Source organism: Georhizobium sp. MAB10, from assembly GCF_045012825.1.
GTDB classification, from domain to species: domain Bacteria; phylum Pseudomonadota; class Alphaproteobacteria; order Rhizobiales; family Rhizobiaceae; genus Georhizobium; species Georhizobium profundi.
The window spans coordinates 3770501-3781769 of the sequence record NZ_CP118314.1 but is presented as its reverse complement, the minus strand read 5'-3'; the positions used below and the strand labels follow the sequence as shown (position 1 = coordinate 3781769).

Below are 11269 nucleotides of genomic sequence, written 5' to 3'. Positions count from 1 at the left end.
CTTGTTGCATAGCTTTTATGACAGCACGTCGGGCCAATGGTTTCATCATGGCCATGGGAGCGCAAGCGCAAAGAACAGGCGTTCCGGCCAAAATCCCGGCGAAGCCTCAGAGAGCGTTAACCGGCGCCGCTGGGGCGCCGGTTAGAAGGAATTTGATCAGCCGACGGCCTGACGGGCGAGCGAGAACTGTGCACCGGCATCCGAGGTGCAGTTCAGCTGCGTCGGGCTGACGATCGCGCAGTTGACCGTCGACGTCGTGCCGCGAACGCGCGACGTCAGCTGGATCTCGACCAGACGATCGGATCGATACTGGTAGTTGCCATCGGCCAGCAGGCTGTTGGTGTCCGTCGTGCGGGTCTCGAACCGGCCGTTGTTGAAGCTCGAAACGATGCCGTTCGGATCAACCCAGGTGCCCTGCAACTGGTCGCGCGGCTGCGGCGCCTCGCGCAGCACGGGAGCCGGGCTGTAATTGACTGCCTGACACGCTGCCAGAAGTGCAGCCAAGCCGGCGATGGATGAGATGCGGACGAGGCGGTTCATGTTATTGGTGTCTCCCGTTGATAGCGGGCTTGTCGTTAGCCCCCGCTGTGGCGAATGCGCATGCGCCATGTTGGTTCCTGCACCTCTGCAAGGCTTTGGCGCTGTGGCGCTTACGCCACAGTCGCTGCCGTGCTGAAGCTTGTCGAGGATGCAGCGCGCAATCGGCTTATGCAAGTGCGCGCCGCTGCGCCCGATCAGCGTACGAGGATATTGCGGAACTGCCAGGGATCGCTCTCGTCGAGGTCTTCCGGGAAGAGGCCCGGGCGGCCTTCGAGCGGCGTCCAGTCGGTGTAGTGGCCTTCCACCGGTCCGAGATAGGGCAGCTGCACTTCCAGGCAGCGCTTGTAATCCATCTCGTCGGCTTCGACGATGCCGGCTTCCGGGTTCTCCAGCGCCCAGACCATGCCTGCGAGCACGGCGGAGGTTACCTGCAGGCCTGTGGCGTTCTGGTAGGGCGCCAGTTCGCGCGTCTCTTCGAGCGACAGGCGCGAGCCGTACCAGTAGGCGTTCTTGTCGTGGCCGTAGAGCAGCACGCCGAGCTCGTCGACGCCGTCGACCAGTTCGTCCTCATCGAGCACGTGCAGCTTCGGCTGCTGGGTGCCGCCATTGCCGAACATTTCATGCAGCGAAAGAACGGCATCGTTGGCCGGATGATAGGCGTAATGGCAGGTCGGGCGGTAGGAAACCTCGCCCTTCTTGTCGCGCAGCGTGAAGAAATCCGCGATCGAGATCGATTCATTGTGCGTGACGAGGAAGCCGTACTGGGCGCCAGGCGTCGGGCACCATGTGCGCACGCGCGTGTTGGCGCCGGGCTGTTCCAGGTAAATCGCGGCCTTGCAGCCCGACTTGTGTTTCTTGGCGTTCTTCGGCTTCCACTTTTCGTGCGTGCCCCAGCCAAGTTCCGACGGCTGCAGACCTTCCGAAATGAAGCCTTCCGCCGACCAGGTGTTCCAGAAGACGTTCATCGGCTTCGGGTTCTTGGTGCGCTGGGTGTCGCGCTCGGCGATGTGGATGCCCTTGACGCCGACCTTCTTCATCAGCTTGGCCCAGCCGCGCTGGTCGGCCGCTTCCGGCTCATCGAACTCGACATTCAGTTCCTTGGCGAGATCGACGACGGCCTGCTTGACGAACCACGAAACCATGCCGGGGTTCGCGCCACAGCATGAAACGGCGGTGATGCCGCCTGGATTCTTGCGCTTTTCCTCGCGCACGGTTTCGCGAAGCGCGTAGTTCGTGCGTGTGGAATTGTCGGCGGTCTTGTCGAAATAGAAGCCGAGCCAGGGCTCGACGACGGTGTCGATGTAAAGCACGCCCAACTCGCGGCAGAGCTTGATGAGGTCCAGCGAGGAGGTGTCGACCGAAAGATTGACGCAGAAGCCACGGCCTTCGCCTTCCGTCAGCAGCGGCGACAGGAGCTCGCGGTAGTTTTCCTTGGTCACGGCCGACTGGATGAACTTGACGCCGTGCTTCTTGAGAATTTCGGCGTTGTCGTCGCGCGGATCGATGACGACCAGACGGTCCTTGTCGTATTTGAAGTGCCGCTCGATGAGAGGAAGCGTGCCCCGCCCGATCGATCCGAAACCGAGCATGACGATCGGTCCCGTGATTTCACCGTAAACGGGATAATCCTTGCCTGACATGGTGAGCTGCTCCTCAGCGCAATAGCGGGACGCGGCGTTCGCGTCCGTCTGTTCCTGTTGGACCGCGCTAAAGCATGTTTTCTCGTCACAATAAAGGGCGAGACGGTTTACGCCTTGGCGGTCTCCAGCTGCTGAAGCGCATCGACAAGCTCATCGCGCCGCAGCCGCAGGCCCTTGTAGTCGAGCTCGCTCCCCTGCAGCGCCTGCAGTTGACGCCGGAGCCCGGCAGCAAGACGGGGCCCATCGCCTTGGCGTTTCAAAGCCGCGAGAGCATCCACGAAGATGCGGATCGTGAAGATGATGCCGCCGGTTTCGGGCAGCTTGCGCAACGTCTGCCGTTCCACCCGGACAAATGCCGCGAAAGGATCGGCAAACGGCGCCCCGTCATAGGGCTGCGCGTGTGGATGATGCAGTTGGTCATCGCCATAGATCGACCAGTTGAGGCGCCAGACCGGCCGCTCGACCCGAAGATTGTCGAACATCCGAGCAATCAGTTCTGCATTGCGAGTGCCCGCCTGAAATCCCGGAACCGGCGCATGGATCTCGTCCATCGAGCGATTGAATTTCTCGGTAAGCGACCAGGACGAGGGAAAGGAAAGCGACGCGGCCGTCAGCCGCCACGCTCCATCGACCTTTTGCATGATGACGAGGTCTTCCTGCACGAGCCGCGCGGCCCGCTTCAATGGCGGCACGGATGTGTCGGTGACATCGACGACACGATCCGCGCCGATGCGCATCCCATTGCCATCGATGCGATAGATGTGCGGGAAGCAGTCGGGCAGATGCTGCGTCAGCATCGCCAGAACTTCGTCTTGAGCCTGCCGGGACTGGGGCGTCTCCACGAACACGCGAGACGGTCGCTCGCCTTCGAGCCGATCCTTTTCGGTCAGATACACATCGAGCCGATCATCCACTTCGATCCAGTCGGCAGGATCGAGCTGACGCAGGCCGATCGTGAAGGGCTCGGCGGAGCCGTCATAGGGGGTGTGGACGGGAGTGTGACCGGTCACAGCCAGTGATCCGGTCTTCTGCGCCTGACATGGAAGACACGCAGGATTTCGAGTTTATCTTTCGAAGCGTGATAGGGGATCACGTAGGGAAGTCCCGGGATAGACCATTCTCTCACATCGTCTCGATCGATCAGCCGTCCGATCCCAAGATTCTTGCTGATGATGTCGACTGCTTGCAGAATTCGCTCGCCAACGCGTCGCGCGGCCATCGGATCGTCGCCACGTATGTGCTGGCGAAGCGACTGGAGGTCGCGGATGGCCGCCTGAGTGAACTCGATCTTCACAGGCTAGCCGTCTCGATATGACGGCTCGCTTTCGGGCGTTGTGCTCTCCGCTTGGCTTCCCCAGCTTTGCAGCCAACTGGCGACGGAGCCACCATCGACCACCTTGCCCTGATCGACTTCGGCAAGAGCTTCATCGATGGCCGCGAAATAGGCCCTCTGCTCCTCGACATAGGCGTTGATCGCTTCCTTCACTACGAAGGAGCGCGATCGGTGCTGTTGTCGTGCAACGCGGTCTATCTCGTCTCGCAGATCATTTGGCAACCTGATCGAGAGCATCGAAGTGTCATCCGACATCACATCCTCCGTCCGACATTGTATGACAATGTAAGACCGATGAGGGCTGGCGTCAAAGCGCTTGCTCGTCCCTCTCCAATGCCTCGATCTCGTCGATCAAGCTCTCGATCATCGACAGGCCTTTGTCCCAGAAGGCGGGGTCGGATGCATCGAGGCCGAAGGGGGCGAGCAATTCGGAATGATGCTTGGTTCCGCCGGCCTTGAGCATCTCGAAATATTTCTCCTGGAAGCCCGTCTCCGCGTTCTGGTAGACGGCGTAAAGCGAGTTCACGAGGCAATCGCCGAACGCGTAGGCGTAGACGTAGAAAGGCGAATGGATGAAGTGCGGAATATAGGCCCAGTAGGTCTCGTATCCCTCAGAGATCCGGATCGCCGGTCCAAGGCTTTCGCTTTGCACCGACAGCCACAATTCGCCGAGTTGCTCGGCCGTCAGTTCGCCCTCGCGGCGCGCCGCGTGAACCTTGCGCTCGAATTGATAGAAGGCAATCTGGCGCACGACCGTATTGATCATGTCCTCCACCTTCTGGGCGAGCATCGCCTTGCGCTCGCGCTTGTCCTTCACCTTGTCGAGAAGCGCCCGGAAGGTAAGCATTTCGCCGAAGACCGATGCTGTCTCGGCAAGTGTCAGCGGCGTCGAGGCCATGAGCGCGCCTTGCCGGCCGGCCAGTACCTGGTGCACGCCGTGGCCGAGTTCGTGGGCAAGCGTCATCACGTCGCGCGGCTTGCCCATGTAGTTCACGAGCACGTAGGGGTGAGCGGATGGCACTGTCGGATGGGCAAACGCCCCTGGCGCCTTGCCTGGCCGCACTTCCGCATCGATCCAGTTGTCGTCGAAGAAGCGTTTGGCGATGTCCGCCATCTCAGGCGCAAAGCCGGCATAGGCTGAAAGCACGGTATCGCGGGCTTCCGACCAACCGATTGCTGTCTGTGGCGTATCCGGAAGCGGCGCGTTGCGGTCCCAGAACTCCATCTGTTCCATGCCGAGCCATTTTGCCTTCATGGCGTAGTAGCGGTGCGACAGCCGTGGATAGGCGCGCCGGACGGCTTCCACGAGCGCGTCCACCACTTCCCGCTCGACACGGTTGGCGAGATGGCGCTGGTCGGCGATGTCCTTGAACCCGCGCCAGCGATCGGAAATTTCCTTGTCCTTCGCCAGCGTATTGGTGATCAGCGAAAACGTGCGGAGATTGGCCCCCAGCGTCTCGGCAAGCGCCTTCGCCGCCGCTTCGCGTTTCGCCCGATCATGGTCCTGCAGAAGGTTGAGCGTCGGCTCGAGGCTTATCTCCTCGACATCAACCGTAAACCGCAGCGCCGACATGGTTTCGTCGAACAAGCGGTTCCAGGCGCCGGAAGCCGTCATGCTTTTCTCATGAAACAGCTGCTCGACCCGCTCTTCCAGCTGGTAAGGCTTGTCCTGCCTGAGATCGACGATCCATGGACGGTAGTGACCCGTCAGCTGGTCCCGATCCATGGCTGCGTCGACCCGCGCATCCTCGATCGCGTTCAGTTCGAGCGAGAAGAACAGGAGATGCGAGCCGGCATCCGTGAGTTTGGCCTGCATGTCGCCGTAGAACTTGGCGTTTGCCGGGTTGCTCGTGTCGGAAAAATACAGAAGCCCCGCATAGGAAATGATACGACCCAGCCGCTCTTCGATCGCTTCATAGGCGGCGATCGCAGCGCCAAGACCGTCGTCGCCGTCTTTGCCGGCCGCTTCGCTGAGCTTGCCCTTCCAGCGCGCGGCGAAGGTCTGTGCATCGGCAAGCCCTTGCGCCACATCGCTTTTCAACGCTTCACTGTCCGGGCTCGGATAAAGATCCGCAAGCTGCCAGGTCGGCAATGCGCCGAGATCGGCAGCAGGACGCCGCGCCGCTGCCGCTTCGCTCGCCATAGACACTTGTTTCGCCACGACATTCGTCATCGATAGATGTCCTCCAATGAAACGGTCCGACACCGTCGAACGCCGTTTGCGCCGTTCTGAAACGCGACCGTTAAAATGCGAGCCTTTCCGGCAAGCTGATCTTGAAGCTCCTGTGGGACTCTCCGGTCGAGCGTCCGATCCTTCAAGAGAAGAGTCCTAGCGAACATGGACCAGACAGCAAGCCCCAATGTCCTCGTCGTCGACGATGATCCCGTCCAGCGGCGCCTTTTGAAGGCCGCCGTCGAGCATATGGGCGGCAACGCCTTCATGGCCGAGGACGGCGACATCGCGCTGGAGTTCCTGACAACCACGCGTGATCCGATCGCCATTGTCGTCTTGGACCTCAAAATGCCGCGGATGGACGGGTTGGAGGTCATGCGGCGGATGACGCAATCCGGCATCGAAGTGCCGGTGATCGTGCAGACCGGTCATGGCGGCATCGAAACGGTCGTCGAAGCCATGCGGGCAGGGGCGTTCGATTTCGTGGTCAAGCCGGTGGCACCGGAGCGTCTGGCGGTTTCGATCCGCAACGCGCTCAAGGTCGACCAGAGCGAGGATCGCCACGCGGGCTTCCGCATGGATCCCGGCACCGGAATGGTTTCCGCAAGCCCCGCCATGGAGCGCGTCATGCATTTGGCGCAGCGCGCCGCGGCATCGTTGATCCCCGTCGTCATCGAAGGCGAATCGGGTGTCGGCAAGGAAAAGATCGCGCGCACCATCCAGCGCGCCAGCGATCGTCGCCACAAGCCCTTCGTCACCGTCAATTGCGGGGCCATCCCCGACAAGCTGGTGGAAAGCGTCCTCTTCGGCCATGAGCGCGGTGCATTCACCGGTGCAACGGAAAAGCACCGTGGCAAGTTCATGGAAGCAAATGGCGGCACGCTGTTCCTCGATGAGATCGGCGATCTGTCGCCCGATATCCAGGTCAAGCTGCTGCGCGCCGTCCAGGATGGCGAGATCGAAACCGTCGGTGCGCGCCAAAGCGCCAAGGTCGATGTGCGGCTGATCTCTGCCACCAACAAGAACCTGATCGAAGAGGTGAAGGCGGGCCGTTTCCGCGAAGACCTCTATTACCGGCTGAACGTGTTCCCGATCACGGTGCCGCCGCTGCGCAATCGCAAGGAAGATGTTCCAATGCTTGTGCGCAGCTTCGCCGACCGCTTTGGTCGCGAACACGGGCTTCGCGGGCCGGTGTCGATCAGCCCGGAAGTGCTTGCGATGCTGACGGCCTATGACTGGCCGGGCAATGTCAGGCAGCTCGAAAATGCCGTCTTCCGCGCGGTCGTGCTTTGCGACGATGGCCTGCTGACGCCCGATCTCTTCCCTCAGATCGCCGCGCAGCTGCCGGGCTACGATGTGCGCGAGGCCGGCGCGGGCCAACGGGTCGCGGTGTCCGACGCGCCGTCACTCTCCATGCCGGACGTCCCGTTGCAGCGTGGTTTTGCCGAAAGCCAGCAACGGGTCGTGAGCGGCCTGTCGCTCGGCGACCTCGGGGCAACGGCAAAGACGGGCAGTGCTGCCCGCGGCATGATCAATGCGATCGGCGATGACGGTGAATTGCGCACCCTCAACGAGGTCGAGGAAGAGGTCATCCGCTTCGCGCTGCAGTTCTATTCGGGACAGATGAGCGAGGTTGCACGCCGTCTCGGAATCGGTCGCTCGACGCTCTACCGCAAGATCAAGGACTATGGTATCGACGCCGGGAAGACGATCGAAATCGAGGCCTGAGCGGGGATTTTCGCAGCAAATTCAGTGCATGTTCGAGCTAGCCGCCGGATAAATCGGGGCGATCGCTTTGACTGTTTAGGTGTTGTTAGTTATTCATTCACTACATTGCACCCTTGGCCGGCCCTGTTGCCGGCGGGCCACGGTTGCAGCTTCGTTTGGGGCGGCCGGGGATCTGACTAAAAAACGAACCTGCTTGTGGGGATGATTTTGGCAGTCAATTCGGGGTGCATCGAAAGCGCAGCTGCTGCGCAGGGCCTACTTCGGTCCGTGACGAGCTGCTTCTCTCAATCCCTTCGCTGGGCGTTCGTCGCGGTTTTTGCCGTCGCGGTCATGTCGTTCGCCACAGCCGAAGCGTCTGCGCAAACGCGCAGCCTGAAGATCCATTTCACCCATACGAAAGAGCGCGCGGAGATCGTCTTCAAGCGCAATGGGCGTTACGATCAGGCAGGCCTGAACCAACTGAATCACATCCTCCGCGACTGGCGTCGCAACGAGCCGACCAAGATGGATCCGCGCTTGTTCGATCTGCTCTGGGAAGTCTACCAGGCATCGGGATCGCGTGAGTACATCCACGTCGTTTCGGCTTACCGTTCGCCCAACACCAACAACATGCTGCGTTCGCGCTCTTCGGGCGTGGCGAAGAACAGCCAGCACACGCTCGGCAAGGCGATGGACTTCTTCCTGCCTGACGTGCCGGTGAAGCGCGTCCGTGAAATCGGCATGCGCTTCCAGGTCGGCGGTGTCGGCTTCTATCCCAATTCCGGCTCGCCCTTCGTGCACCTCGATGTCGGCAGCGTTCGTGCCTGGCCGCGCATGAGCCGTCAGGAACTCCTCGCGCTGTTCCCCGATGGCAAGACGATCCACCTGCCGCCGGACGGGCGCAAGCTCGCCGGCTACGACCAGGCGCTCGCCGATTACCAGCGTCGCGTCGGCGCAACGGAAATTGCAGTTGCCGGCGGAGGCTCGCGCAACAGCGATGGCGCCAGGAGCGGCGGCGGCCGCCGGAACCTGATCGCAATGCTCTTCGGCAACAATGGTGACGAAGACGAAGATGCAGAAGCAATTGCAGCGCCTGCAGCTGCACCACAGCGCGGCGCACCGCCCGCAGCCGTGCCGCAGCAGGCAGCGCCTCAGGCCGCACCGCAGACGCAGATCGCAAGCGTTGCTCCGATCCGTGCACCCGTCCCGGTCGCCCGACCTGTCCTCGAAGCCGTGGCACAGCCCCAGATGGCTGCACTTGCACCGGCTCCGGCCGCTCCGGTTCCCGCAGCGCCTGTTCCAGCCGCGCCGCCTGCCGGCATGAGCATGGCGAACGCGACCTTGCCGGCCAATGCCGCCAACACGCCGCCGGCAGCCATTCCGCAGGTCGCAGCTGTCGAACCGCCATCGCCCACGGAAGCACCGGCCATGCCGGAAGTGCGTGAGTTCGCCGATCTCTCCGGCATGTCCGTGCCGGTTCCGGAATTCGTCGACCGTTCGGGTATCTCGGTCTTCGCAGCCAACGATGCGCCTGCTTTCGATGGCCAGGAAGTCACCGACATCCTGATGGCTGAGGCAACCCCTGAAGCGCCGAGTGCGGCATCGAGCGAGGCAGCGTCCTCCGCGCTGCAGACTGCGCTCGTGCCGGCACCGGTCGCGCGTCCTGAAATTGCGGCGATCGCTGCCGCGACCGGGCAGGGCACAGCCTCCGTCACGACGGGTACGACTGCCGCGGCAGAAGCGCCGGCCGCCGCTGCCGTTGCTGAAGTTCCGGCACCGATCGCAGCTCCCGATGAAATCCGGGTTGCCTCGCTCACGCCTTCGCCACGGGCGGCAAGCGACGCGTCTACCGGTTCCAGCACGTCCTCCGGCAACGATACCGCTGCGGGCGAGCCGGAAGGTCTGGCGAACCGCATGGCTGCATCCCTCGGCGCAACACCACTCAAGGGCGCCCGCCCGACGGAGCGCGAAGCGACCGGTACGGCCAAGCGGGCAATCCGCACGGAGCCGAAGCTCACCGATACGATGGTATCGAGCTGGGCGCTCGATCATACGCGCCTTGCCAGCGTCTCGCAGCCGGTGAAGTCGCCGCGCTTCGTGGACAAGCAGCTGCGTGCCGCCCCCGAGGTGGTCTACACCACCGGCTTCTCGGCCGAGACGGTTGAGGCCAACCGCTTCACCGGTGCCGCCGTGAACTTCCTGAGCGTCGCTCGCTTCGAGGCACAGCAGTAGGCCGCAGCATCCACCTGACATTATCGTGAAGGCCGCCGCTCGCTTCGATCGGCGGCCTTCTGCTTTTCACAGGACCCGCTATTCTGGGCCTATGCCAGCGCGATGCCGGATGCCCTACGTCCCTGGCATCTTGCGCAGTCGCAAAAGCGTATCTATCGACACGTCATCGTCCCCAAGGAACCTCGCCCCATGAAATCGATGGAACTGCTGATCGAGCGTGTCATTCTCTCGGCACGCTGGATCCTGGTCGTCTTCTATATGGGGCTCGCCGCGGCGCTGGCGATCTACGCGGTGTCGTTCATCTACAAGCTCGCCAAGGTGGCCGTGGATGTCTTCACCCTCGACGATTCCGACATGATCCTCGCGATGCTTGGCCTCATTGATGCGGCACTCGTCGCGAGCCTCATCGTCATGGTCATGATTTCCGGCTACGAGAACTTTGTCAGCCGCTTCGACAAGACCGATAACGACGAGATCTCATGGCTGGGCAAGCTCGATGCGGGCAGTCTCAAGATCAAGGTCGCGTCGTCCATCGTCGCGATCTCGTCGATCCATCTGCTCCAGATCTTCCTGAACATGCAGCAATATGACGGCACACGGTTGATGTGGGCGACGCTGATCCACCTCGCCTTCGTCGTCTCGGCGCTGCTGCTCGGCTTCCTGGAGCAGATCATGACCAAGCTGAAGGCTTGATTGCGCGGCTACAGACGAGAGGTTTCTCGACCCCAAACACGAAAAAACCGCCGGTCGTGCCGACCGACGGCCTTCTATGTCGAAATAGCTGGAGGAGGCTCACTCTTCCGGCGCAGGGCCCATACCGAGCGCGTGGAGATAGGTGTCCAGGATCGCTTCCTGTTCCATCCGCTCGTCCTTGTCGATCTTCCGGAGCGAGATCACGCGGCGAAGGGCCTTGGTGTCGAAGCCTGTGCCTTTTGCTTCCGCATAGACGTCCTTGATGTCGTCCGCGATGGTCTTTTTCTCTTCTTCGAGGCGTTCGATACGCTCGACGAATGCACGCAGTTGGTCGCGTGCGACGCCGCCTGTGTCGGACATCGCTTACTCCTGTTGTCTCGTTCCAAGAAGGTCGAATTTTAAGCGTGTCAGGTGCCGCGCGGCGCGGCCGACGTCAAGTCAAACCTTGCCGCCGCGACGCATTCCCTGCGTGATGCGCCGAATGCGCATCAGCCATGGGTCGCCTTGGTTGCGAATGAGGCTTTCTGCGCGTCGGTCGCCTCGGTCTGGTAGCGGTCCCGCCATACATCATAGGGCATGCCGTAGACGATCTCGCGTGATTCGTCCTTGGTGAGCGCGATGCCGTCCGCCTCGGCCGCATCCTTGTACCAGTTCGACAGGCAATTCCGGCAAAAGCCGGCGAGGTTCATCATGTCGATGTTCTGCACGTCGGTCCGTTCGCGCAGATGCGCGACCAGCCGGCGGAAAGCGGCTGCCTCGAGTGCGGTGCGCTGCTCGGCGCTGAGCTTCTGTTCGGGCGATGTCTGGTGCATGATTGGCCTCCTGAGGACTCGTCCCGGAAATGGTGATGGATGGTGGCCGATTCTAGGCGTCGCCGAAGCCATGGGTCAAGTTGACGGAAGAGATGCCACTAAAGGCTCAGCTTCGTTGACATTGTCGGGTTCGCATCGC

At 61.9% G+C, this 11269-nt stretch carries 11 protein-coding genes; 3 read left to right on the top strand and 8 right to left on the bottom strand.

The features are described from left to right. Window positions 1-156: 156 nt before the first annotated feature. The 6 genes from omp10 to PU133_RS18150 form a co-directional block, all read right to left on the bottom strand. Window positions 157-540 (bottom strand): outer membrane lipoprotein Omp10, encoded by a 384-nt coding sequence (gene omp10, locus PU133_RS18175; RefSeq protein ID WP_404862820.1) that lies wholly within the window; start codon window positions 538-540, stop codon window positions 157-159. 194 nt (window positions 541-734) lie between these two features. After that, entirely contained in the window at window positions 735-2180 is a 1446-nt protein-coding gene (locus tag PU133_RS18170; RefSeq protein ID WP_404862819.1) for a homospermidine synthase, read from the bottom strand. Between the two features lie 107 nt (window positions 2181-2287). Then, window positions 2288-3190 (bottom strand): heme-dependent oxidative N-demethylase family protein, encoded by a 903-nt coding sequence (locus PU133_RS18165; protein WP_404862818.1) that lies wholly within the window; start codon window positions 3188-3190, stop codon window positions 2288-2290. Continuing rightward, on the bottom strand, window positions 3187-3474 hold the full coding sequence (locus PU133_RS18160) for a type II toxin-antitoxin system RelE/ParE family toxin (RefSeq protein ID WP_404862817.1): 288 nt from the start codon (window positions 3472-3474) through the stop codon (window positions 3187-3189). Before PU133_RS18160 ends, PU133_RS18165 begins: the two co-directional genes overlap by 4 nt. 3 nt (window positions 3475-3477) lie before the next feature. Further along, entirely contained in the window at window positions 3478-3768 is a 291-nt protein-coding gene (locus PU133_RS18155) for a CopG family ribbon-helix-helix protein (RefSeq protein WP_404862816.1), read from the bottom strand. A 52-nt stretch (window positions 3769-3820) separates the two neighbouring features. Beyond that, window positions 3821-5656 (bottom strand): M3 family oligoendopeptidase, encoded by a 1836-nt coding sequence (locus PU133_RS18150; protein WP_404864581.1) that lies wholly within the window; start codon window positions 5654-5656, stop codon window positions 3821-3823. Between the two features lie 195 nt (window positions 5657-5851). Between PU133_RS18150 and PU133_RS18145 the strand changes: the two genes are divergently transcribed. From PU133_RS18145 to PU133_RS18135, 3 genes are all read left to right on the top strand, one after another. Next, window positions 5852-7414, top strand: coding sequence for a sigma-54-dependent transcriptional regulator (locus PU133_RS18145; protein WP_404862815.1), 1563 nt, complete (start codon window positions 5852-5854; stop codon window positions 7412-7414). A 330-nt stretch (window positions 7415-7744) separates the two neighbouring features. Continuing rightward, entirely contained in the window at window positions 7745-9625 is a 1881-nt protein-coding gene (locus PU133_RS18140; protein ID WP_404862814.1) for a DUF882 domain-containing protein, read from the top strand. A 189-nt stretch (window positions 9626-9814) separates the two neighbouring features. Further along, window positions 9815-10318 carry a TIGR00645 family protein gene (locus PU133_RS18135; protein WP_404862813.1) on the top strand — a complete coding sequence of 168 codons (504 nt, stop codon included), beginning with the start codon at window positions 9815-9817 and terminating at the stop codon, window positions 10316-10318. Window positions 10319-10417: 99 nt separating this feature from the next. Here the strand turns inward: PU133_RS18135 and PU133_RS18130 are convergent, their stop codons facing one another. Further along, a complete protein-coding gene (locus PU133_RS18130) occupies window positions 10418-10678 on the bottom strand; it encodes a DUF2312 domain-containing protein (protein WP_126011847.1) in 261 nt (86 codons plus the stop codon). Window positions 10679-10806: 128 nt separating this feature from the next. Further along, window positions 10807-11130, bottom strand: coding sequence for a DUF1244 domain-containing protein (locus PU133_RS18125; RefSeq protein ID WP_404862812.1), 324 nt, complete (start codon window positions 11128-11130; stop codon window positions 10807-10809). Window positions 11131-11269: the final 139 nt, after the last annotated feature.

What these genes read in the sequence shown, in the direction of transcription:
- omp10 (WP_404862820.1), bottom strand. Translation starts at nt 540, where the DNA reads ATGAACCGCCTCGTCCGCATCTCATCCATCGCCGGCTTGGCTGCACTT.
- PU133_RS18170 (WP_404862819.1), bottom strand. Translation starts at nt 2,180, where the DNA reads ATGTCAGGCAAGGATTATCCCGTTTACGGTGAAATCACGGGACCGATC.
- PU133_RS18155 (WP_404862816.1), bottom strand. Translation starts at nt 3,768, where the DNA reads ATGTCGGATGACACTTCGATGCTCTCGATCAGGTTGCCAAATGATCTG.
- PU133_RS18150 (WP_404864581.1), bottom strand. Translation starts at nt 5,656, where the DNA reads ATGGCGAGCGAAGCGGCAGCGGCGCGGCGTCCTGCTGCCGATCTCGGC.
- PU133_RS18145 (WP_404862815.1), top strand. Translation starts at nt 5,852, where the DNA reads ATGGACCAGACAGCAAGCCCCAATGTCCTCGTCGTCGACGATGATCCC.
- PU133_RS18140 (WP_404862814.1), top strand. Translation starts at nt 7,745, where the DNA reads ATGTCGTTCGCCACAGCCGAAGCGTCTGCGCAAACGCGCAGCCTGAAG.
- PU133_RS18135 (WP_404862813.1), top strand. Translation starts at nt 9,815, where the DNA reads ATGAAATCGATGGAACTGCTGATCGAGCGTGTCATTCTCTCGGCACGC.
- PU133_RS18130 (WP_126011847.1), bottom strand. Translation starts at nt 10,678, where the DNA reads ATGTCCGACACAGGCGGCGTCGCACGCGACCAACTGCGTGCATTCGTC.
- PU133_RS18125 (WP_404862812.1), bottom strand. Translation starts at nt 11,130, where the DNA reads ATGCACCAGACATCGCCCGAACAGAAGCTCAGCGCCGAGCAGCGCACC.